The sequence below is a fragment of the Microcoleus sp. D2_18a_B4 genome (assembly GCF_036702475.1).
GTDB lineage: Bacteria > Cyanobacteriota > Cyanobacteriia > Cyanobacteriales > Microcoleaceae > Microcoleus.
Genome location: NZ_JAUBTL010000005.1, coordinates 40,154 through 63,226, shown reverse-complemented (window position 1 = coordinate 63,226; position 23,073 = coordinate 40,154). Strand labels below are relative to the sequence as shown.

At 46.6% G+C, this 23,073-nt stretch carries 22 protein-coding genes and 1 pseudogene; 11 read left to right on the top strand and 12 right to left on the bottom strand.

The annotated features are described in order from the left end of the window. Window positions 1–20: 20 nt before the first annotated feature. A complete protein-coding gene (locus QUB04_RS04415) occupies window positions 21–1,244 on the top strand; it encodes a DUF1501 domain-containing protein (protein ID WP_333281540.1) in 1,224 nt (407 codons plus the stop codon). A 21-nt stretch (window positions 1,245–1,265) separates the two neighbouring features. Here the strand turns inward: QUB04_RS04415 and lspA are convergent, their stop codons facing one another. The 4 genes from lspA to QUB04_RS04395 all read right to left on the bottom strand — a co-directional run bounded on the left by lspA (window position 1,266) and on the right by QUB04_RS04395 (window position 3,059). Then, window positions 1,266–1,787: a signal peptidase II gene (gene lspA / locus QUB04_RS04410; RefSeq protein WP_333281537.1), complete on the bottom strand. Its 522-nt coding sequence runs from the start codon at window positions 1,785–1,787 to the stop codon at window positions 1,266–1,268. Between the two features lie 142 nt (window positions 1,788–1,929). After that, complete coding sequence (locus QUB04_RS04405; RefSeq protein ID WP_333281534.1) at window positions 1,930–2,145, bottom strand: hypothetical protein; 216 nt, start codon at window positions 2,143–2,145, stop codon at window positions 1,930–1,932. Continuing rightward, window positions 2,142–2,720: a biotin transporter BioY gene (locus QUB04_RS04400; protein WP_333139483.1), complete on the bottom strand. Its 579-nt coding sequence runs from the start codon at window positions 2,718–2,720 to the stop codon at window positions 2,142–2,144. The genes QUB04_RS04405 and QUB04_RS04400 overlap by 4 nt, the downstream gene beginning before the upstream one ends. 123 nt (window positions 2,721–2,843) lie before the next feature. Next, window positions 2,844–3,059, bottom strand: a complete 216-nt coding sequence (locus tag QUB04_RS04395; protein WP_333281531.1) for a hypothetical protein — start codon at window positions 3,057–3,059, stop codon at window positions 2,844–2,846. A gap of 141 nt (window positions 3,060–3,200) precedes the next feature. On the opposite strand from QUB04_RS04395, the gene pstS reads away from it, so the two are divergent. The 4 genes from pstS to pstB all read left to right on the top strand — a co-directional run bounded on the left by pstS (window position 3,201) and on the right by pstB (window position 7,525). Then, window positions 3,201–4,385 (top strand): phosphate ABC transporter substrate-binding protein PstS, encoded by a 1,185-nt coding sequence (gene pstS / locus QUB04_RS04390; protein WP_333281527.1) that lies wholly within the window; start codon window positions 3,201–3,203, stop codon window positions 4,383–4,385. A gap of 244 nt (window positions 4,386–4,629) precedes the next feature. Continuing rightward, on the top strand, window positions 4,630–5,586 hold the full coding sequence (gene pstC, locus QUB04_RS04385; protein ID WP_333139487.1) for a phosphate ABC transporter permease subunit PstC: 957 nt from the start codon (window positions 4,630–4,632) through the stop codon (window positions 5,584–5,586). A gap of 34 nt (window positions 5,587–5,620) precedes the next feature. Continuing rightward, a complete protein-coding gene (pstA, locus tag QUB04_RS04380) occupies window positions 5,621–6,514 on the top strand; it encodes a phosphate ABC transporter permease PstA (RefSeq protein WP_333107069.1) in 894 nt (297 codons plus the stop codon). A gap of 210 nt (window positions 6,515–6,724) precedes the next feature. Beyond that, complete coding sequence (gene pstB / locus QUB04_RS04375; protein ID WP_333281523.1) at window positions 6,725–7,525, top strand: phosphate ABC transporter ATP-binding protein PstB; 801 nt, start codon at window positions 6,725–6,727, stop codon at window positions 7,523–7,525. 627 nt (window positions 7,526–8,152) lie between these two features. Here the strand turns inward: pstB and iscB are convergent. From iscB to QUB04_RS04355, 4 genes and pseudogenes are all read right to left on the bottom strand, one after another. Further along, a complete protein-coding gene (gene iscB / locus QUB04_RS04370; protein ID WP_333281520.1) occupies window positions 8,153–9,430 on the bottom strand; it encodes an RNA-guided endonuclease IscB in 1,278 nt (425 codons plus the stop codon). 95 nt (window positions 9,431–9,525) lie between these two features. Further along, window positions 9,526–10,869 (bottom strand): reverse transcriptase domain-containing protein, encoded by a 1,344-nt coding sequence (locus tag QUB04_RS04365; RefSeq protein WP_333281517.1) that lies wholly within the window; start codon window positions 10,867–10,869, stop codon window positions 9,526–9,528. Then, window positions 10,862–12,667: a group II intron reverse transcriptase/maturase gene (ltrA, locus tag QUB04_RS04360; RefSeq protein ID WP_333281514.1), complete on the bottom strand. Its 1,806-nt coding sequence runs from the start codon at window positions 12,665–12,667 to the stop codon at window positions 10,862–10,864. Before ltrA ends, QUB04_RS04365 begins: the two co-directional genes overlap by 8 nt. Before the next feature lie 626 nt (window positions 12,668–13,293). Next, a pseudogene (locus QUB04_RS04355) lies at window positions 13,294–13,764 on the bottom strand (reverse transcriptase N-terminal domain-containing protein); the annotation flags it as partial. A 954-nt stretch (window positions 13,765–14,718) separates the two neighbouring features. Here QUB04_RS04355 and QUB04_RS04350 point away from each other — a divergent pair. Then, window positions 14,719–15,969: a transposase gene (locus QUB04_RS04350; protein WP_333281510.1), complete on the top strand. Its 1,251-nt coding sequence runs from the start codon at window positions 14,719–14,721 to the stop codon at window positions 15,967–15,969. 29 nt (window positions 15,970–15,998) lie between these two features. Here QUB04_RS04350 and QUB04_RS32475 read toward each other — a convergent pair whose 3' ends face one another. Then, window positions 15,999–16,262 carry an NblA/ycf18 family protein gene (locus QUB04_RS32475; protein ID WP_445301031.1) on the bottom strand — a complete coding sequence of 88 codons (264 nt, stop codon included), beginning with the start codon at window positions 16,260–16,262 and terminating at the stop codon, window positions 15,999–16,001. A 135-nt stretch (window positions 16,263–16,397) separates the two neighbouring features. Between QUB04_RS32475 and QUB04_RS04340 the strand changes: the two genes are divergently transcribed. From QUB04_RS04340 to QUB04_RS04325, 4 genes are all read left to right on the top strand, one after another. Next, window positions 16,398–16,994, top strand: coding sequence for a phycobiliprotein lyase (locus QUB04_RS04340; protein WP_333281507.1), 597 nt, complete (start codon window positions 16,398–16,400; stop codon window positions 16,992–16,994). Between the two features lie 251 nt (window positions 16,995–17,245). Continuing rightward, the gene (locus tag QUB04_RS04335) at window positions 17,246–18,001 is read left to right on the top strand and encodes a phycobilisome rod-core linker polypeptide (RefSeq protein WP_333281504.1); all 756 of its coding nucleotides are present in this window, start codon (window positions 17,246–17,248) and stop codon (window positions 17,999–18,001) included. 86 nt (window positions 18,002–18,087) lie between these two features. Beyond that, on the top strand, window positions 18,088–18,255 hold the full coding sequence (locus QUB04_RS04330; RefSeq protein WP_333281502.1) for a hypothetical protein: 168 nt from the start codon (window positions 18,088–18,090) through the stop codon (window positions 18,253–18,255). Between the two features lie 44 nt (window positions 18,256–18,299). After that, window positions 18,300–18,980, top strand: coding sequence for an NERD domain-containing protein (locus QUB04_RS04325; RefSeq protein WP_333281499.1), 681 nt, complete (start codon window positions 18,300–18,302; stop codon window positions 18,978–18,980). A gap of 236 nt (window positions 18,981–19,216) precedes the next feature. On the opposite strand, the gene QUB04_RS04320 is transcribed toward QUB04_RS04325, so the two are convergent. The 3 genes from QUB04_RS04320 to QUB04_RS04310 form a co-directional block, all read right to left on the bottom strand. Then, window positions 19,217–20,182, bottom strand: a complete 966-nt coding sequence (locus QUB04_RS04320) for an RluA family pseudouridine synthase (RefSeq protein WP_333281495.1) — start codon at window positions 20,180–20,182, stop codon at window positions 19,217–19,219. 281 nt (window positions 20,183–20,463) lie between these two features. After that, complete coding sequence (locus QUB04_RS04315; RefSeq protein WP_333281493.1) at window positions 20,464–21,912, bottom strand: RecQ family ATP-dependent DNA helicase; 1,449 nt, start codon at window positions 21,910–21,912, stop codon at window positions 20,464–20,466. A 43-nt stretch (window positions 21,913–21,955) separates the two neighbouring features. Beyond that, window positions 21,956–22,108 (bottom strand): hypothetical protein, encoded by a 153-nt coding sequence (locus tag QUB04_RS04310; RefSeq protein WP_333281490.1) that lies wholly within the window; start codon window positions 22,106–22,108, stop codon window positions 21,956–21,958. Between the two features lie 126 nt (window positions 22,109–22,234). Here QUB04_RS04310 and QUB04_RS04305 point away from each other — a divergent pair, with 126 nt between their 5' ends. Further along, the gene (locus QUB04_RS04305; protein ID WP_333139534.1) at window positions 22,235–23,065 is read left to right on the top strand and encodes a phytanoyl-CoA dioxygenase family protein; all 831 of its coding nucleotides are present in this window, start codon (window positions 22,235–22,237) and stop codon (window positions 23,063–23,065) included. Window positions 23,066–23,073 lie beyond the last annotated feature (8 nt).

The window sequence follows — 23,073 nt, the reverse complement described above, 5'->3', positions numbered from 1 at the left end:
ATTACCAATTACCAATTACCATGAACCGACGCCAATTTTTAATCCAAACCGGATTACTTTCTACTTCAACAATTGTGTCAGTCGGACTCCACGGTTTAGCCGTAAAAGCCGCCGCACCCAACAACAATAAACGATTAATCGTCATCTTTTTGCGCGGGGCAGTCGATGGCTTAAACGTAATTGTTCCCTACCAAGAGGCGAATTACTATCAATCTCGACCCAAAATAGCCATCCCAAAACCGGGGCTACAAGGCGGTGCGATCGACCTTGACGGCCGTTTCGGGCTCCACCCCGCACTCAGCGCGATCGCCCCGCTGTGGCAGCAAGGAACCCTCGCATTTGCCCACGCTTGCGGTTCCCCCGATCCCACCCGATCGCACTTCGAGGCCCAAGACTACATGGAAAGCGGCACCCCCGGCAAAAACAAAACCCCCGACGGATGGATGAACCGCCTGCTGTCAGTCATATCCGCCAATTCCCCCGTCCAAGCCCTGAATGGTGGCGCCACCACACCGCGCATCCTGTCGGGAAAAATGGCAGTTGCCAGCTTTAGGCCAGGTAAAAATGCTGACCGCCCGATCGCGATCGACAGACCCCAAACCGCCACCGCATTCGATCGACTTTACAGCGACAGCGACCAACTAGGTCAAGCATACCGACAAGGCCGCGCCGCCCGCCAAACCCTGCTTGCCGGCTTGGATGCAGAAATGAAAGCCGCCAATAACGGCGCACCCTTAGCCGACGGTTTCCCCGGCCACGCGACGCAATTGGGGCGACTGATGGCGAGAGACTCCAGCATTCAGCTAGCTTTCCTCGCCCTCGGCGGCTGGGATACCCACATCAATCAAGGAAGTTCTCAAGGGCTATTAGCCGGAAGATTGCGCCCTCTGGGACAGGGTTTGGCGAATTTGGTGCAGGCATTGGGCGATGTTTACTCCGAAAGTGCGATCGTAGTTATCTCAGAATTCGGCCGCACTGTGCGCGAAAACGGCAACGGTGGCACGGATCACGGACACGGAAATGTGATGTGGGTTTTGGGCGGTAAAATTAAGGGCGGCAAAGTTTACGGCGAGTGGCCGGGATTGGATGAAAGTCAGTTGTATCAAAAGCGCGATTTAGCAGTGACGACGGATTTCCGAGATGCGATTGCGACTTTGTTGCAGACTCATTTAGGCCTGAATCAAGAAGAGGTCGATCGAGTTTTTCCCGGTTATCAATCGAATCGAATCACTGGGTTAGTGTAGCGCGATCGCATTAAATCCAAGTTACTCTGAAATAGAATTGCGATCGTCCTGAGTTCTCGGAGTAGTCGGAGTAGGCGGTGCACTGTGAAAAGTTGCAATCAGCAAACAGATAATCCCAGCATTAATAAACACATCGGCTAGATTAAATACGGGGAACCGAATGATCCGAAAATCGATAAAATCTACAACGTGGCCCGAAACAAATCGATCGATCCCATTCCCCAGTGCTCCCCCCAAAATCAAACCGTAGCCAGCTTGTTCCCAGCGGTTAATTCGCGGCCCGAACCAAGCTAGTACCATCAATCCGACACTAACGGCCAAAGACAGCCAGCGCAACCAAATCGCCCCGCCATTGCTGAACAGACTAAAAGCCGCACCGGTATTAACAACATAAGTGAAGTGAAACACCCCAGGTAACAGTGGCTGCGTTTGCGGAGGAACCGTCAATTCAAAATTTTGCACCACCCAAAACTTAGCCAGGTGGTCTAAAACTAAACTGATAACAGCAGCAACCCAGAACAAGGGATTTCTTTTAAAACGCATGAATTAAGCAATAGAAAATGGGGCATCGGACATGAGAGAATTTACTCCAATCTCACTTGTCATTGCGAGCAAAATGCAGTGGATAAAAGCAATCCCAGCCGCAGCGACAGGACTCTCCCGTTGGGCAATTTATAGTATAACCTTATTTTGCACAATTACCAGTTACCTCTTCCTCCTTCCTTCTTCCTTCTTCCTTCTTCCCTCTTCCTTCTTCCCTCTTCCTTCTTCTCTCTTCCTTCTGCCTTCTTCCTTCTGCCTTCTTCCTTCTTCCTTCTTCCTTCTTCCTGACATCCGTTACATCCGTTACACAATCCGTTACACAATCCGTTGCCGAACTTCCTTCTTCCTTCCCAATCAATAAAACATCAAGCGGCGCAAAGTAAATGACAGCACTGCGATCGCACAAACTACCGCCAATTGTCCCGGCAGAGGATAAACCGAATATTTAAGAATCTCATCGAATAAAGGTGTTGTTTTTGCCGGAGGCAGCAAGTAAGTAAAAATTAGATAAATTAAGCCGATCGCGTGAACAGTGAACAAACCGCACAAACAGCTAAAAGCCATAGATTCCAGCCGCGAAGCCACCTTAAAAGCCACCCAGCCGCACACCCAAGCACCCGGTACAAAACCCAGCAAATACCCAAAACTCGCTTCTTTGAGATAGCCGATGCCGCCGCCTTGAGAAAAAACTGGCCACAAAGTTAATCCTAATGCCAAATAGGCAATTTGCGAGAGAGCCGCAGCATTTTTCCCCCCCATGCAGCCTACTAGCAAAACGGCTCCAATTTGATAGGTAACACCTAAAGAGTACGCCTGAAGTCCTCGATCGTCCCACAACCCAATCGGAATTGTGACAGATGCAGGCAAAAAAGTGCCTCCTATCGTCAGGAGCAAACCAATAACAGCCCAGATTAATTCAATAGGAGCAGGCATTATAGCAGAAGAAAGAAGGAAGACCGAAGTTGCAATCGACCGTTTATGTTTGTGCAATTAAGAACGTCCTAACCGTCAGGGCGGTTGCTATATCATCAAACGGCATTCCTCAGAATGTATTTGTCAGATGCCAGCTTCAATGCCCGCAGCTTTTAAATTCTTAATAATAGCACTACTATCAAAATAACCACCATTGTATTGTTTTCTGATTCTCAAGCCTCGATCTTGTGATAATTTAATAGGGAATTTTTCGCGATCCTCTTCGAGGGCTTCGCTAACGGGCGATCGACTGCTTGTTTCCGTAGCTCGGTCTCTGCCATATACCTTATATGTTGACACTTGTCAAGCTCATATATAACATTAATAATATTAATTAATATTAAATTGCCATTAAGTGTAAAGATTCTTAACCTAACCTTTACTTTTGCGCGCTATGCTGATGCGGGACACCCATATAACGATCGCAGATTTTTTATACCTATGCTTTTTCGTCTCAACTTGATTAATCCAAAGCGTCTGACTACAGCAATTACCGTAATGGCGATCGCCCTCAGTGTAGCAGCTTGCCGCAGTGACAGCCCAAACACGAGCAGCAGCCCCAGCCCCGGCGACACCGCAGCATCTCCCGGCGCATCCCCCGTTGCAGCCACCGGCACAGCGGAAAACACCAAACTCGCCCTAGCCTCAGACGTAGCCATCACCGCAGCCGGCGCCTCATTCCCCGCCCCCCTGTACCAGCGTTGGTTTCAAGACTTCAACAAAATCAACCCCAAAGTACAAATTAACTATCAATCAGTAGGCAGCGGCGCCGGAGTCGAACAATTTACCAAAGGCACAGTAGACTTTGGGGCCAGCGACACCGGCATGAAAGACGACGAAATCGCCAAAGTTCCAGCAGACAAAGGCGTGATACTGCTGCCCATGACAGCCGGCAGCATCGTCCTGGGCTACAACCTGCCAGACTTAACCGAACCACTGAAACTGCCCAGAGACGTTTACGCAGATATCTTCGCCGGTAAAATTACCAACTGGAACGATCCCAAAATTGCAGCGGCCAACCCGGGCGCTAAATTGCCAGACCAAGCCATCACCATCGTCCACCGTTCCGACGGTAGCGGTACCACCGCCGTCTTCACCAAACACCTGAGTGCCATCAGCCCCGACTGGAAAAGTGCAGTAGGCGACGGCAAAACAGTACAGTGGCCCGTAGGCGTAGGCGCAAAAGGCAACGAAGGCGTCACAGCCCAACTCCTGCAAACCGTTGGCAGCATCGGCTACGTAGAATACGGCTATGCCAAAAACAACAATCTCAAATTTGCATCTTTGGAAAACAAAGCAGGCACATTTGTAGTACCTACCGACGAGTCAGCTTCTCAAGCTTTAGCGACTGTGCCGCTGCCGGAAAACCTGCGAGCATTTATCGAAGACCCCGAAGGCGCTCAATCCTATCCAATTGTCACCTACACTTGGATGCTCGTCCCCAAAACAGTTGCTGACCCCAACAAAGCCAAAACCATCGAGGCAATGGTTGAATACGGCTTAACTGAAGGTCAAAAAGTGAGCTCCGAATTGGGCTACGTTCCTCTACCCCAAAACGTTAGAGAAAAAGTAGCCGCGGCCGCAGACGGCATCAGCCCAGACTACAAGATTGAGGTTGCCAAATAGTAATTGAAGGAAGAAGGAAGAGGGAAGAAGGAAGAAGGAAGACGGAAGAAGAAAGAGGGAAGAAGGAAGAAAAAAAGAGAGATATTTCTGTAGGGGCGGGTTTTACCAGAAATATTTGTTGAAAAGTCAGGGGATTAATAAACCCGCCCCTCTTTGATTTTATTTATCGTCTTTCTTTCTGCTTCCTTCTAGCTTTTTCCGAAACAGGCTATTTTCCGCTACTATATATTTGGTTTTTTTTTCTATGATTTCAGATAATAACAGCGCTCCATCACAGAGCCGATCGCGCTCTGGGGCAGAAAAATCCTTAGATCAAGGCTTTATCTGGCTGACGCGGATTTTGGGAATAGGAGTTGGTGTAATTTTGCTGGTAATCGCCCTCACCGTTGGTTACAGGGCTTTACCGGCGATTCAAGAGTACGGTTTGGGCTTTCTGTTTGGCAGTAGCTGGAATCCGGTTAAAGAAGAGTACGGTGCGCTGCCGATGATTTACGGGACGATCGTCAGTTCGGCGATCGCGCTCCTAATTGCTGTACCATTAGGAGTAGGGACTGCCATCTTCTTGAGTGAAGATTTTTTGCCGCTGCCAGTCCGCACAGCTTTGGTTTTTTTAGTAGAACTTTTAGCTGCCATTCCCAGCGTAGTCTACGGTTTGTGGGGAATTGCTGTATTGATTCCCCTGATTACCACTCTCGGCAAGTTTCTCAACGGCACTTTCGGATGGCTGCCGATTTTTAGCACCTCGCCAGTTGGGCCGGGAATGTTACCAGCAGGAGTAATTTTGGGAATCATGACTTTGCCCATTATTACTGCTATCTCCCGCGACTCTTTGGCAAGTCTCCCGCCCGATTTGCGACAAGCATCTCTAGGTTTAGGGGCTACTCGGTGGACAACGATTTTTAGGGTACTCGTACCGGCGGCTTTTTCCGGCATTGTCGGCGGAATTATGCTTGGGCTCGGTCGCGCGATGGGAGAAACAATGGCTGCGACTCTGTTAATTGGCAATTCTAATCAGTTAAGTCTTTCTGTGCTAGCTCCGGCAAATACTATTGCTTCTCTGATGGCAAATCAGTTTGCGGAAGCCTCCGGGTTGCAAGTAGCAGCTCTGATGTACACTGGGCTAATTCTGTTTATTATGACACTGATTGTTAATATTTTGGCAGAGTGGATTGTTTCTCAAGTAAGAGCGAAGTACAACTAGAAGTTTGCCGCCATTTCCTACATATTTTTAGTTTATGTCAAATAGCGTCTCCGATGAGAATCCTTTGGTATCAAAAACAGGCAGTTTAAAGAAGGTTAAAAACAGCCCGCAAGCGCTGTTTAGTCTGGGGATGACTGTATTGGCTGGAGCTAGTCTGGCCATCACTCTGCTGCCTTTGTTTGCAGTTCTTTCCTACGTCACCGTACAAGGTTTCAATCGCCTGAATTTAGACTTGTTTACCAAGCTGCCACCCCCGCCCGGACTATCGGGAGGCGGTATTGCTAATGCAATTCTCGGTACATTGATGACGGTGGGAATTGCTTCTTTAATTGCTGTTCCTTTTGGCGTATTGGCCGCCGTTTATTTGTCGGAATTCAGCAGCGGCCAAGTAGCTCGCTGGGTACGCTTTGCTACTAATGTCCTCAGCGGCGTTCCTTCGATTATTGCAGGGGTATTTGCCTACGGTTTGTTCGTGGTAAATATGGGAGGTTTTTCGGCAATTGCAGGGGGCGCGGCGCTGGCCGTGCTGATGTTGCCGACGATTGTGCGGACTACTGACGAAGCTCTACAAATCGTCCCGCAAGATATTAGATGGGCGTCGGTTGGTGTGGGTGCTTCTAATTATCAAACGGTGTTGCAGGTGGTTTTGCCTGCGGCAATTCCGGCTATTTTAACGGGTGTGACGCTGGCAATTGCTCGCGCTGCTGGAGAAACTGCTCCTTTGATTTTTACGGCGCTGAATTCGCCTTTTTGGCCGGCAGGATTTGATAAGCCAACTCCGAGTCTTTCGGTTTTGGTGTACAACTTTGCAACGGTTCCTTTTAAGGCACAGAAAGAATTGGCCTGGGCGGCATCTTTGATTTTGGTTATTATGGTTTTATTGACGAGTATTCTTTCTCGCTGGGCTACTCACAAAAAAGTGTATTAGTCAGTTGACAGTTGTCAGTTGTCAGTTGTCAGTTGTCATATCATTTCCGGTTAAATAAATATAATTATTGTAGGGGCGGGTTCGCCAAGATATTCAATACAAACCCGAGTTCCAGTAAAGCCGCCCCGGCCAAGATATTATAAGCAATCTACCGGAATTGAGATCGTTGTTCAGCGGTAATTTGTAAAATTCGATTGGAGTATTATCTGTATGATGATGGATTTAGACAAGCAAACGGAAACAGTTTTACGGACAGAAAATATCAATATTTTTTACGGCGCTTTTCACGCGGTTAAAAATGTTTCTATGGAGATTCCTAAAAATCGCATTACTGCGTTGATTGGGCCGTCTGGCTGCGGTAAAAGTACAATTCTGCGATGTTTTAACCGCCTCAACGATTTAGTTAGCGGTTTTCGTTTAGAGGGTAGAATTGATTACCACGGTCAAAATCTTTACGATCCTGATATTGATGCTGTGGCGGTGCGCCGCAAGATTGGCATGGTGTTTCAAAAACCGAATCCTTTCCCGAAGTCGATTTATGACAATATTGCTTACGGTGCGAGGGTGAACAATTATAAGGGAGATATGGATGAGCTGGTGGAAAAATCGCTCAGCCAAGCTTATTTGTGGGATGAGGTGAAGGATAAGTTGAAGCAAAGCGGTTTTTCTCTTTCCGGTGGCCAGCAGCAGCGTTTGTGTATTGCTAGGGCGATCGCGATTAATCCTGATGTAGTGTTAATGGATGAACCTTGCGCTTCTCTTGACCCGATTTCTACGATTAAGATTGAGGAGTTGATGCGGGAACTCAAGGAGAAGTATACGATTGTGATCGTTACTCACAATATGCAGCAGGCTTCTCGGGTTTCTGACCTGACTGCTTTTTTCAATGCTAAACTTTCTGACGATGGGAAGCGGTTTGGCTATCTTGTGGAGTGTGACAAGACTGAGGTAATTTTCCAAACTCCGAAGGAAGAGTCTACTTTAGATTATGTCAGTGGTCGTTTTGGTTGATTCCGCGACAGGTTGAAGCCTGTCGCTACAAAAACGAAGTCCCTATCTAGGAGACTAAAAACATTTAATTTGCTGAGTATGCTAGCGACAAAAAAAACCTCGTAAAACTTTTCTGAATTTAGAATCCCGCTTTCTTGGAGAAGGCGGGATTCTGGGTTTTATGTTTAATAGCTCGATCGGAGATGTTGCACCATTCTCAATAAGCTTTTTAGGAACAGGCTTTTCGGCCTGTTCCACAAGAAAATTCACTCTTTGTGGAACAGGCCGAAAAGCCTGTTCTTGACAATGGTGCAAGATGTGAGTCGATCGCACTTTTTGCAGATACAAGCCGCTGATTTTTGTGAAGAAATGCTCGAAGATTTCACCAAAAAACTGGGCGGAGCGTAGCGGAGGGCTGAAGCCCCGTCCTTTCAGGACGGCTTTTCCTTAACCTTGAGGCTCCTGATTGACTATAAATACATCAGTTTTAGTTCTACCTACAGATTTACAGCCATCTTCAACGAGTGCAAATTTAGATTCCTGCATCTAAAAAATCTCAACGTTTGTTCACCGAAAAACGAGCGAGAAGCCCCTGGCTTTAGACATGGGGAGGAAAGCGGCAGCGACTTCAGTCGCCTTGAAATATTTTTAAAACCCATAGCTATAGCCATCTTTTTTGTGGATTGCTTTGCAATACTTGTGGCTAATACCTGTTACTCTCCCAGCCTTCGTTACAATATCAAAACTGCCTGAAGCACGGCATAGAAGCCGCCCTGTATAAGAGCCGACTTTCTTCCCTGCGGTAACGGTTGCGCTGACAATATCGCCAGTCTGAAACCCTTTGTGAATTTGCACTCTGGACTTGTGCCGAATGGGAAATCCGTACGGGTTTGTGCCGCACATCTGTCGTGTCCCCTGACCTTTTGCCACAATCAACAAAGGCTTTGAAGTCAATACTTTGAGCGTGTCAACGCTGCCCACACACGCAGCATCAAGCCAGTGCGATTTAGCCAACCCTAACCGATGGCGATTGAACTTAGTTTGTCCGCCCGTGCCAGTAGTGACGGGCAATCCCGTTTCTTTAAGTGCATTAAATAATGCCCATCGGGTTGAGTTGACCGCTGCTGCATCTTTGAGTGGTAGCTTTGCTTGTTTGAGGATGCGGTTTAACAGGTCGGGTTTAGCGGCCAGGAATGCTCGAACATCCTGATTGCCTTTCTTTTGATTGCAATCGTGACAAGCCAGTGTCAAATTGGAAACCCTGTCAGAGCCACCTCTTGACTTGGGCTGAATGTGCTCAACCTCAAAAGGTACATTTTCAGCCGAGCAATAAGCGCACTGCCGATGCCATTTTTCCAAGAGATACTGCCGGACTTCGTAACCCTGCAATTCTCCATGCTGATACATAACGCCTGAGATTTCAGGGTTTTGCATGAGTTGAGAATCAAACCGCACTAACTCTTGAACAATGCTGGCAACGGGAGCGAGTCGAATCAATTTGCGAACCCATGTAAGTATTGTTTCGACTCGGTGTTGCCCCGATGGAGCGAGCCAACCATCGGGGCGAGTGCGATTGAGGAATCGCGCCTTACGGTATCGAGTTTTGCGATTGCGTCTTCCTCGCCTAAGTTGACGGCGAGAGAGAAGTGCATCTTTAATTTGCTGGCCCCGGTGTTGCAGTTCGGCTCCGAAGATAATCTTGTTGTCCTGTTTGATTGCAACCCCCGTGACTTTCGATCCCGGATCTAATTTCAGTTCTAGCGGTTCATGATTCGTCTCAACTGCTTTTTTCAAAACAATCGTAAACGGATAGCGGAGAAATACCGCTGCTTTTCCAGCTTTCAGCAATGACCTTGCCATTCCTGGTTTACAGGGTGATAGCGGTTTGCGATTGGTATCAGTTAGAGTCGATAGGAGTGTTACCACTCCTACCTCTCCTTCAGAACGGAACGTGATACTTTCGCATCATTCCGCTCCTTGATAATTCCACCTTTGTTATAGGTACGATTTAAGACCAACTATCAGGTTTTAACACTTCCTTTAGAGCGCATTGACCCGTCTGTTGCTGTCTTTGTGTTGTGGCAGTGTTTATGCAGAAGTTGTAGGTTATCGTAGGTATCCTTTCCACCTAATGATGTTGGCTTAATATGGTCAACTTCTACAATGTCTGTACTGGTAAAATACAAACCACAGTGAGAACAAATACCCTTTTGACGCTTGATTAAGAATGCAACCCGGTTAGGAGTTTCTGGGTATTCACCTCTACGCTTGCTCCAATAAGTCCAGTTTCCATCAAACGGACTAGCAACACCCTTTATTTTGATATGTCTTACGATTGGCGTATCTGAGTGCTGTGTTAGTTCTATTCCGTTCTCGGTACTAAAACACCAATTGCGGTCGCCTACTGTTCGCCAGTATTTATCCTTATTGATGTTCCCTTTTCCCCTCGCTCTTGCCCAAGCTCTTAATTTATCGTAAACTAACTGGTCAACCTTTGAGAAGGTTTCCTTGCTTACAACTGTCGAATAATAGTTTGACCATCCCCTAATGATTGGATTCAGCTTGCTAATTAGGGCAGCTTGAGGGGCGGTTTTATGGGTATCTATTATTTCGGCAATCTTGGCTAGATGGGTTTTTACCTTGGCTTTTGAGGGGGTGATTAATGTATTAAAACCTAGTAGTGTTCCATTTGAACCGATGGCACATCTGTATGCCCCTGCTTTGTGTTGTTGTACATGGAAACCTAAGAACTTAAACCCAACATTGCCATCAATCTCAATGAGGGTGTGGGTTAATTTTGTTTTACTTGGTTTTAACTCTAATCCCATGTCACTTAACCATTCTGCGATTATCTCCTGGCATTTCTTAACCACGTTCAAATCCTCATGGATAATCACGAAGTCATCAGCGTAACGGATTAGGCTGAGGGCTGGGCGATTGATCGCTTTTTGTCCTTTTAGTGTTTCCGCGTACTGCTTTACTCTTTCTTCCATACCGTGTAAGGCAATGTTCGCAAGTAGGGGAGAAATTACCCCGCCTTGTGGTGTACCTTCGTTAGTAGGGAATAATTCGTTTCCTACACAGTACCCTGCTTTTAGCCACGTCTTTAATTGGCGGCTTAGAGTGGGGTATGTGTGTATTTTGGATAGTAACGCTTTGTGGTCTATACGATCAAAGCATTTGGCAATATCAGCGTCAAGCACATATTTGGCTTTTTGTCTGATACTGAGATATATTGCTCCTATCGCATCGTGACATGAGCGATTAAACTCAGCGAGACTGTCACCAGTCCCGCTGGTCTTCAAAACCGTGCGTGAGACTTTCACCTCACACGGCTCCTCGATGACTTGGTGCTTGTCACGCATACCTCATTACCCATTTATCCTCAACTCTTTCGAGCTTTTTGGAGGGCTTAGGCTTGGCACTATTACAGCCAGATTGGTTGCCCAGACTGCCATCATTGGCTGTCTTTGTGTCGTGGCAATGTCTGTGAAGGAGTTGCCAATTATCGTATGAATCCTTTCCACCTTGCGATTTAGGGATTTTATGGTCAATTTCCATCACATCGTCTTCACGGAAAAACAATCCGCAGTGGGCGCACTTCCCTTTTTGCCTTTTCAAGAGTTTTGATACCCTAATTGGCATTTCTGGGTTGTTACCCCTTCTTGTACTCCAGTAAACTAGGTTCGCGTCGTATGGTGACGATTCGCCTTTAACTTTCACATGACGCACTATTGGAGTGTGGGCATGGTCAAGTAACCGAAGTGGGCTTGTACCCTCTTTCCTGGTTGCGAATACCCAGTTGTCCCCGCCAATAGATTGCCAATATTTCTTTGACACCCATGACTTTGATTTCTTTGGGTGGCGGTGGGTTGCCCAAGCTACAAGTTTTCGATACACCAGGTCGTCTAATTCTGCGTAAGCTTCCTTACTTACTACAGTCGCATAGTAGTTTGCCCATCCCCGTATTATGGGGTTTATTCGTTTGATTAGCGCCGCTTGCGGTGCTGACTTTTGGGCGTCAATAACTCTTGCGATGAGGTCATAATGTACCTTAATCTTGTTTTGGCTTGGGGTGATGATGGTTTTGAATCCTAGTTTTTCCCCTTGAGTGTTTTTACCTGATTGGTGTTTTCCTTTGGGAAACTGACGTATATTGAAACCAAGGAAGTCGAACCCTGGTTTCTCCCCCTCTATTTCTGAGAGGGTATGTGTCAATCTGGTTTTACTAGGCTTCAATTCCAAGCCTATGTCTTTTAACCATTCCGAGATTATCTCTCGGCATCTTTGGACAACGGTTATGTCTTCGTGGAGAATCACGAAGTCATCTGCATACCTGATTAATGTTGCTCCTGATTGATAACCAGAGTATTTCCCTTTCTTGACTATTGTCCTTCTGGGGAAAGCTTGCTTAATCCGATGTTCCATCCCGTGGAGGGCAATATTTGCTAGTAGTGGGGAGATGACCCCACCCTGTGGAGTACCCTCAGATGTCTCGTAGTGCTGCATATTGTCCATCACTCCCGCTTTTAACCAGGCTCGTATTTGACGGCGGATGGTGGGGAATGTATTAAGTTTATTTAGCAGTGCTACATGGTCGATTTTGTCGAAACACTTGGAGATGTCGGCATCTAGCACGTATTTGGCTTTATACCTAATCTCGTTGAATATTGCTTCGATTGCATCATGACATGACTTTCCGGCTCTGAATCCATAACTATTGGGTTCAAATCGCGCTTCCCATTCAGGCTCTAGTGCCATCTTGACGAGCGCTTGCAAGGCTCGGTCTTTCATTGTAGGTATACCTAGAGGTCGCTTCTCTTCCGTTCCCGGTTTTGGAATCCATACTCTCCGGGTCGGGCTGACCTTAGAACCAAGTTTTAAATTGTTTACTAACTTCAAACGAGCTGCTGGGGATAGGGATTTAATTCCATCCACTCCTGCTGTTTTTTTGCCAGTGTTATCTTGGGTAACTCTACGAACCGATAATGCTCTTGCTGACCAAGAATTCATCAACGTCTTTTGGAGTCTGCGTAATGCCTTTACATCACCACGTTGAGAGGCTTGATAGATTCTCTTTTGGAGCTTGTAAACTCGCCGCTCTAGCTTGCGCCAGTTAATCGAGCGCCATTCCACCGTAGTCTTTAAACTCGTTTTAGACATTTATACTCCTTACTTGAGTCTCTATCTTCCAAAACATCGTGAGTCTGTCTGCATATCCTGAACATTACTTCAGGCTTTGGCTTTTGACTCAATCTTTCCTACTCGCAGCATCCGGTTAGCACCTACTCAGTCATCAACCTGACTGAGAGCTTACGAGAGGTTACTTCGTTTCTGATAGCCATTGATAGAGTTTTTAGAGCGGTACTCTCCACCGGGTTTGGAGGAAGTGCTTGTTGGTCAACCAGGAATTGCCAACTCCCCATTATCCTTGCCCTGTTTGGGACTCCCAGCGTGTAAGCCTGATTCCGCTGGTTATTCCTGACGATGGTTAAACGTACCTTCGTATGCCTACTCATGAACTCTTGCTTGGTGATTGCCAGATTAGGCTTCCAGCATGGACACCTTTCACCCCCGCTTCAAGGATTGATGGCTAGTCGCTACCCTGGGGGACACAGTTCAGAACTGCGATCTGTGTGCTTTCACTCCTGCACCTGGAGGGTGGGACTTGAGCGGTTCTAGGATACTTTTCTCTCACCCACATGACTATCAAATTGTCAAGGTTCTTATGTTACTTGCGGGTAATCCTCTACCCATTTCAGGGCTAGTTTCTACCCAACGAATCGCACCCCTGGTCGAAAACCGTAAGAGTTTGGCTCAAACTTTGCCTCCCATTCCGGCTCTAACGCTAGCTTGACTAACGCTTGCAAAGCGCGGTCGTTTATTGTAGGTATTCCTAATGGTCTAGTTTCGGTTGTTCCGGGTTTGGGAATATTAACCCTACGAGTGGGTTTTGCCTTGCCTTCCAACTTTAACTTATCAACCAGGTTAGTACGTTGCTTTGGATTTAGCGATTTAACGCCATCCACACCAGCCGTATTTTTACCTTGGTTATCTTGTGTCACCCTACGTACCGCAATACACTTTGCAGACCAAGACCTAATCAGGGTCTTCTGAAGTTTGCGAACTGCTTTAACATCACCACGTTCACTCGCTTGGAATATGCGTTTTTGCAACTTAAAAGTCACCCGGTCTAGCTTTCGCCAGTTGATGTCTTTCCACTCCACCGTCTGATTGTTCAGCGTTTTAGATATATTCATTGCTACTTGTTCTATTCCGTTTGGAATTACCGTGTATCTGTCAGCATATCCACACCATTACAGTGAGGCATTCGCTTTTGATACAATCCCTCCCCCAGCCATCATTCGTTAGCTACTTACTGGTTATCGACCTGACCAGAGATAATTAGGGGTTACTTCGTTCCGATTACATATTTGATTGAGTCTTTAGCGTGATACTTTCCACCGGGTTTCTGAGCGGTGCTTATAAGTCGATCGTCTAACCGCTTATGCCCTATCCTTGCCTTTTGGCTTGGTGTTAATTAGCTTTTACCGTATTTTTCAACGGGTTTATGCCTTGTTTCAGCCAGTTACACCATTTTCGTTAACGGTGGTTCAGACGTATCTTTGCTTTCGCTACGCATGGACTCTTGCTCGACAGTTACCGGATTTGGCTTCTAGTAGTTCTGCCTTTTAACCCCGCTTTAGCTTAATGGTTGCTACCCATCTAACTAGGGGTTATGCTTTCACCTCTGCACTTGAGGGGAAGGATTTACCGCACGGCGGTTCACCTCCAAATGTAATCAGTTATCACCAGTCTTATCAACTGGGCTAACCGTCCCATAAGCGTTTCAACTTATTTTAGGTTAAACGAATCGCACATTACAAAAACAAAGTTAGACATTGTTGCGTCTCCTCTGATTGCTCGTAACGTTCGCTTCGCCAATGTTTTCAAGGCTTGTCATGTTGGCTGCACTTCCTTAACCCATTACAGATGTTTAACAACCAACGATAGGGCTACAAACTAGCGACGCATTTGTAGGTATCGTGACCTTGAAAACGTAGACGCTCGTTGCGTCTGAGGCTGGTCGTGTTCTGGCTTGTATCCCGCTTGCGTTAGTCGGACAGTCTACAAGCCCCTGCCTTTAGGCATGGGGTTCATGACGCTCTTTTCCGGTGTTTTGCTGTATTATATTACAACAAAGAGGACTACTCATGTTTGGCTGTCAACAAAATGTAATTCGGGCTGATTCAGATGTTCAAGCTATTCTTGAATACCTGTGTTCCGAAGCTGCCAAGCTTTCTAATTGCGGAACTTACTATGGCCGCCAGCTATACTTTAAAACTGGTAAAATCCCAAGCCGTGCTCAGTTGCACAAAGTTTTGGGGACTGAAAATCGGAACCGACACTATCAAGCGTTCTACTCTGATACTGCCCAACAAATATTGACGGGCGTAGCAGAGTCTTTTAAGTCATTTATGGGATTACTAAGAGCTTTTAAAAGTGGGGTAATTACGGAACGCCCGAAACTACCAAAATATCGTCAAGGCGGAAGGGCACTTGTGACATTTACAGGTAGGTCGGTAAAACTCAAAGATGGAATGTTGAGATTCCCCCTTGGAAGCAAGGTTAAAGCGTGGTTCGGCTTAGATGCGTTCTTTTTACCGATACCCTCTAATCTTGATTTTAAGTCGATTCGAGAGTATCGCATTCTTCCTCGTAACGGCTGTTTCTACCTAGAATTGGTCTACAAAGTAAACCAAATACAGGCAGATATAGACCCGACTAAGTGCTTAATGATTGACCACGGCGTAGATAACTGGCTAACTTGCGTGAGCAATGTCGGTACAAGTTTTATTGTTGATGGCAGGCATTTAAAATCGCTCAATCAGGGATACAACAAACGGGTGGCATTTCTGATGAAGGGAAAAGCCAATGAATTCTGGTCTAAAAGACTTGCCTGCTTAACAGAGAAACGTAACCGCCAAATGCGAGATGCCGTCAATAAGGCAGCAAGGAAGGTAATAAACCACAGCTTAAAAAATCGGATAGGAACGATTGTATGCGGCTGGAATAAGGGACAAAAAAAATCTGCCAATATGGGAAACACAACTAATCAAAAGTTTGTGCAAATCCCTACGGGCCGATTAAAAGATAGAATTGCTCAACTTTGTGAGCAGTACGGATTGAAATTTGTGGAAACGGAAGAATCTTATTCATCCAAAGCGTCGTTTGTTGATAATGATTCGCTACCTACATTCGGCGAAAAACCCGAAGGGTGGCTTCCAACTGGCAAACGAGTTAAGCGTGGTTTGTACAGAACAGCTCAAGGTTGGTTGATTAATGCAGATTGCAATGGTTGTGGGAACATTGGTAGAAAAGTAGCGATAATGCTTGGACTCGATCTAAGCGGAATCGGTAGGGGTGCTTTGTCAGCGCCTTTAAGACTTAAATTATGGTCTTAAGAATCCCCGCAGCTTCAGCGCGGGGAGTGTCAAATATTCTTCATCCAATGCTTGAACAGGTTTTCTTTAACCATACTTTGCCGCATAACTTCGAGCAAGTATTCCTGAGCTTGGTCTTGGCTTAACCTTTTGACTTCTTCGCGCAGCACTTGAAGTTTGAACTGCTGTTCCATGCTGAGGCTGGTTGTAGGCATATCCATAAATCGCTCCTCCAGTTTGCTGAGATTAATGCGAAATTGATCGGAATGACGTTTCGCAGGATTTGTTGTGTCTCCTACATTGTAAACTATCATAACATTCCCTTGACAATATGTCCAAAGTAGACATTTTGAAACTAATTTGTGTCGCAAAAGTACATCAAAGTGGGGGGAGCCTTATCATAAAAAGGCGTAAAGACAGGGAAGCCTAAGCCAAAGGAGCTAGTTCGTATGGATGCAATGGAGTTTTTTCAAAGCAGTGCTGGGGAATGGCGTTCTCAGCGCAGCACTCACCACCTCGCTTTCCGCCAAGCGGAGATTGGGGATTCAAATATTCAGGTAACGGCCCTGGGTGCGGATGACGCGCGAGTGGCCGATATTTGCAAGATGCACGAAGTCGATCCGAGCCGGGCTGCTGGGGGGGCTTTTGTGACTTGGCACGGCTCTATGGCGTGGGATAAGGATGATGAGAATCATAAAGGGTCTACCGTGTTCGCGATCGTCCCCGATCCTGATAATCCCCGGCAGGGGTTGATGTTGCGGGAACGGGGCTATGCGGAAATTGTGCCGGTGGCTGGCCGTTTTGAGATGGATGATGAGGATGGGCTGCTGCTGATTACCGAATACGAGACGATGAGTTCGATCGAGCGTTTCTGGTTTGCTAATCCGAACGTGCGGATGCGGACGAGTACCGTAAAACGCTTTGGCGGTTTCAGCACATCGACTTTTTGTACCGAAATTCGGGTGCAACCAGACTCGGATGCAACATCAGAAGCAGCAGGAGATCAAGTGGCCGGCAGCGAGTTTTATTCGGCTCTGGGTTGGTAATTTGGCTGTTGGATGTTGACTGCTGACTGCTGACTGTTGACTGCCCACTGCCCACTGCCCACTGCCCACTGCCCACTGACAACAGTCAACTGACAACAGTCAACAAATGTTACAGATTGTTGCAAAAATTCAGGAAAATCAGATTTAGATTGCGGGAATCCCCTAATCTGTATGTTGGTTAGTTGTATCCGTTTTGCTGGCAGCTCACGGTGTCAACTATTTCTGAAATTTGAGATAACGGAGATTTTAACGTGGCGCTTCCTTTATTAAGCTACGCCCCCAAGAGCCAAAACCAGCGCGTTGCTGGTTTTGAAGTAGGCGGCGACGAGCAGCCGAGAATTTTCACAACTGAAAATGTGCTCTCGCCTGGAGACATGGATAATTTGATTTGGGCTGCATATCGCCAGATTTACAGCGAACACCAAATCCTCAAGAGCAACCGCCAAAAGTCTTTGGAGTCGCAACTCAAGTTCGGCCAAATTACAGTGCGGGACTTTATTCGCGGTTTGGCAACTTCTGCTCCTTTCTTGGAGCGGAATTATCAAACTAACAGCAATTACCGGTTTGTAGAAATGTGCGTGCAGCGCGTTTTGGGCCGGGATGTGTACAGCGAACGCGAAAAGATTGCTTGGTCGATCGTGGTAGCTAATAAGGGGCCTCAAGGCTTTATTGACGAGTTGGTCAATAGCGAAGAGTACCTGGAAAAGTTCGGCTACGACACAGTACCTTACCAACAGCGCCGAATTTTGCCTCAGCGAGTTGGAGGGGACACTCCTTTCAACTTGAAGACGCCCCGCTACGGTGAGTACCACCGTTCGCAGCTTGGCTTCCCGCAAATCATCTGGCAGACAAGTGTCCGCCGTTTTGTTCCTCAAGAACAGCAGGCGAAGGCTGGCGATCCGTCGAACTATTTGGGTATGGCGCGCAGTATGCCCACGCCTGCTACTCCACCGCAGCGCGTGCCTCTGGCTAATATCAATATTGCCACGATGGTTCCTCGCCGCTAATTGATCCTGTCTGATGCAATTATTTGTGTCGGGCGATCAACTGAATCGATCGGCTTTTAGGCTGAGAGAGTTTTGAGTCTTGAGTTTTGAGGTTTGAGTTTTTTGATAAACTTGGAATCCAAAACTCGGGACTCATAATTTTTTTTATTAGGAAGAAGGAAGAAGGAAGAAGGAAGAAGGAAGAAGGAAGAGGGAAGAAGGAAGAGGGAAGAAGGAAGAAGGAAGAGGGAAGAAGGAAGAAGGAAGAAAAATAATTCGACCTTTTCCCATTGTTAACTATAAGTACATAGGTGCATTTATGCAGCCGCAATATAACGAAGGTGCTGGAAAACCATTGCGTCGCCATGCTCAACAGCTTCGTACCAAAGCCTTATACAGGTACGGTGCCGCAACAGGGTTGGTGTTGTTGCCACTGCTGGTATACGCGGTAGCACCTTTTGCTCCTTTATTTTTGGTCGCGGCTCTTTTGATAGCGGCATTAATCGCCCTTCCGTTGATTGAGGACGGGAAAACGTTTTGGAAGTCGTCTCAGAGATTTGACCAAGGGGCCTGTGGTGAAGAAAAGATTCAGCAAGTTTTGGAGTCCTTAATCCAATCTGGATGGATAGCTGAGTACAATTTAAGATTGCCGGAAGTAGGCGATATCGATGTGTGGCTGCGATCGCCTAAAGGAGTCAATTTTATCCTTGATGTGAAGTCTCACTCAACCGTAGTTCTGTTGGAGGGCGATGTGCTCAAGCGTCAATCTTACGACGGGAAATTGAGAGATTTTGAGAAAGATTTTCTGGCACAGATTGCCAAAGAAGTTACGGCTATCAAAAAAGCTAAGAAGTTAACCAAGGTCACTCCAGTAGTTGTATTTAGCGATGCCAAAGTGATTTTGAGCAACAAAAAGAAGATTAGGGGTGCTTACGTCATGGAACTGGGCAATCTGGTGTCAGGGTTGCAAGAACTCGATCGCACCTATAAAACTAGATAAGATGGGGACAAATGAGAACAACGGCTGCATCGATATGTTTGACATCAACAAATTTGCACAGAGCACTACCGTCCCAGACTTGCACTAGCATCTAAGTGATACTTGTGGTATTAAAAAAAATTAAAGTAGAAACAATATCCTGGAGGGAATGTTGAACAAAGCCATCAAGGTAGATAAAATTCTCAACGCCTGATGGCGGCTTGTCATAACAGCTTTGGCGACTGCTATACCAATTATCAAGTGTGAGATCGCAGGCGCAATATTTTTAACAAGGTGTTGAATTGATCGGGTAAAGGTGCGATCGCCTCTATTAATTCTCCTGTTACGGGATGCTGCAAAGTCAGCCGCCATGCGTGGAGGGCTTGTCCGGTTAAATTGACGCCGATCGAACGGTTAGAACTGTACATCGGGTCGCCGACAATGGGATGTTTTATCTCCGCTGTATGCACGCGAATTTGATGGGTGCGGCCGGTTTCTAATTGATAGTGCATTAAGCAATAGTTGCCGATTCTTTCTTTGATTGTCCAGTGAGTAACTGCGGGGCGACCGCCTTTTTCTACTGGTACTACTGCCATTTTTTTGCGGTCTGTGGGATGCCGCCCGATGGGTAGGTCTATTGTGCCTGTTTCGGTATTGGGAGCACCGTAAACTATGCCTAAATATTCGCGGCGGGCGGTTTTAGTTTTGAGTTGGGCTTGCAGATGTTGGTGAGCAATGTCGGTTTTGGCGATCGCGATCGCACCTGTTGTATCTTTGTCTAATCTGTGTACGATTCCCGGCCGCTGAACTCCGCCTATTTCTGCTAGGGGACAGTGGGCTAAGAGGGCGTTGACTAATGTACCGTCTTGGTGTCCGGCGGCTGGGTGGACGACTAATCCGGCTGGTTTGTTGATGATAATTAGGCTGTCATCTTCGTAGAGGATGTCGAGGGGAATTGCTTCGGCCTGCAACTTTGTGGGCTGGGCTTCAGGTAAAGTGAGGTGGATGCGATCGCCCGTTTTTACTGAGATTTTTTTCGAGGTGCAGGTTTCGTCGTTGACTTTGACATTGCCTTGTGATATGAGGCTTTGGATTCGCGATCGGGATAAGTCCGGTATCTGGTTTGACAGCCAAATATCTAATCGCTGATTGACATTACTGCGATCGAATTCCTCTGTATTTTCTACTGTGTAAATCTGTGCCGCAGTGTCTGTTTCTATCATTTACTTTTTACTAGGTTTTGCCAATTTTTGGGCTTACGCATGGGGGTGAGAAACCCGGTTTCTACGAGTTTTGCGACGAGTCACGGTAAATATAGGAATAAACCGGATTTCTGAGAGCATTAACTATCTTAATCATAACATCTGTGAGTTAGTTCGCGATCGCACGGGTAGCGAGAAACCGGGTTTTTTCACGGCAATACTTCGTTTCTGCCCGCAGACTGGGTAAAAAAACCGGTTTCTTTGGTCGGAGCGGTTAAGTCGTTTGAGTATAATCGTCTATTCTATCGACAATTGTCGCAGTGGCCGCAGCGCATTGATTTAGCTTCCTTGGCAAACCCAAAAGCTTGCAGCAAAAATTGCCACCTACACTCGCGATGTTTGAGATATTTTGCCATTTCTTCCGCTGCGCTAAAGTTGGGTTTTTCGCCTTTTTGCTGTGCGGATTTGTCGATCGCATAATTAAAAGGATCTTGCCATGTTAATTGTCCGCTGCTGTGGAGAATCGAAAGGGCGATCGTGCTTTCAGGAAATTCGCGGGAAACTGCTTCTATATCCCCTTTAACTGGCAGTTTTTGGGCTAATTGCTGAGCTTCTCGGTATTGCGATCGCAATTTATCTTGAAAAAATTCCTTTCTTTGTTTATCTTCGGGATAAAGCAAACCCGTCGGTTCGCTAATCAATGTCAGGGCGATCGCAGATTTGCCGTCGCGTCCGCCTCTACCAATTTCCTGAATGTATTCCGATAATAGCAAAGGTGCTTGATAATGAACAACCCACCGGACATCGGGCTTGTTAATTCCCATCCCGAATGCTGAGGTACAAGTTACGAATTTTAGCTCATTGTTCAGCCAAGCGTTTTCTATTTTTCGCCGTGATTCGGGACTTAAACCTGCATGATATGCTGCTGTTTCATAACCTGCTGCTTCCAACAAATCCGCCAAGCTTTCGCTATCTTTTCTCGTGCGGACATAGACTAAACCTGCTTGTTTTGGTCGAGCTTTAATAAAATTTAATAACTGCTGCTTGCGTCCTCTCGGCGTCCAGACTGTTTGCACTTGCAGGTGCAGATTAGAACGGTAGGGACTTAGCAAAAATGCTTCGGGTTGTTGCAGTTGCAAGACATTTTTGATTGTCTGCTGTGCTTCCGGGTTGGCGGTAGCGGTAAAAGCTGCGATCGCAATTTTACTATTTGCTGGTTTAGCTTTCAACAAAGCCGATCGCACTGTTCCCAAACGGCGGTAAGCTGGTCGAAAAGTATCACCCCACTGCACTAAACAGTGAGCTTCATCTAATATTAAACCGTTGATTTGGATTTGTGGCTGACTGATAATTTCCCAAACAGGTTTGCTGAGTAATGTTTCGGGAGATAGGTACAGCAATCTTAATTTATTTTGTTGCAGCGACTGCATAGTTTGTCGGCGCTGCGCTGTTGGCAATTGACTGTGGAGGAGGGAAGCGGGCAGATTGCGATCGCGCAATTCTTGTACTTGATTCTCCATCAGTGCGACTAACGGCGAAACTACCAACGTTAAGCCTGTTTGTAACAAAGCTGGCAGTTGAAAGCAGATTGATTTGCCGCCACCAGTCGGCATAATTATTATTGTATCTTTTCCCGCTAATAAACTACCGACGATTTCTCCTTGGGGCGGTCGAAAGTCGTCGTATCCCCAAATTTTTTGGAAGGCAGCGCGGGCTTGATTTAATGATGTTAGTTCTTGTTGGTCTTTCATTTGATTTATCCCCAAATCCGACGTAATGTGAGCAGTGCGTGCCCTACATAATTAAATTTTGTGTAAGTCCTGATGTACCAAGAAACGGGAGCATCTCATATTTGCAAAAACACTTCTTTCTTCTTCCTTCTGACTCTTTTCTCCTGGCTCCTGACTCCTGACTCCTAATTCCAATTGCGAGCTTTGCTGCTTTCATTGAGATGCTCCCCCAAGAAACAAGAAACCCAGAAACAAGAAACCGGGTGGCTGGTTTCATAGTATGCAAGTATCGAGCAGAATAAGTGTTAATTTAATAACAGTTAATAATTTTACTTTTTTAAGTATGAACGCAAGCACGTTAAGCGAAGTTTTCAGCTATCGGCAAAAGACTTGTGATCTTTTCGATACAGCGGGGGCCGTAGATGCGGTGCGCGAAGAGGGTTTTGCGCTGATTCCCGGTGTACTCAGTCCGTCGGAAGTGGCGCAAACAAAGGAAGCACTCGATCGCCTGCAACCCTTCGGACTCGATGGTAGCAGTTGGAGTGAATTGAACCAGCATTTTAAGTGCGTATTTAATCGCGATCGCCTGTGGCTTTCCTATGTCGATCGACCGGGTATAATTGAATTAGCCGAAGCATTAATGGGCAGCGATTGCCATATTATCGGCATGACTGCGTGGAAAAGCGGGCCCGGTTATGATGGTTGGCGCGTCCACGTCGATCAGGTGTTTGTACCCCTGCCCGAAAGCGTGTTTGCCGTTAGCGGAGCCCTCGAAGAGGATCGCACTTTTCAACTACCAGTATGGATTTGTACAGCCCATTTCTATCTCAGCGACATCGCAGAAGACCTCTGTCCTACCTACATTATTCCTGGTAGTCACAAATCTGGTCGAAAACCAGAACGCGGGGAAGAAACTTGGAACGGACACTCCCCAGAACCAGTTTTGTGCAAAGCAGGAGATGTGTTATTTTTCCGCAGTGAAATTTGGCACTCCGGCGGCAAAAATACGACAACAGATGGAACTCGCTACTTACTGCAAGTGCATTATTCCCACCGCAACATCGCGCAGAAATTTTCGCCTTGGCCGTGGCAGTTTAACCCCGAAATTATCGCTACCGCTACTGAACGGCAACTGCGGCTTTTAGGCAAACATCCTGAGTCAAATTACGGTTAAAATACATG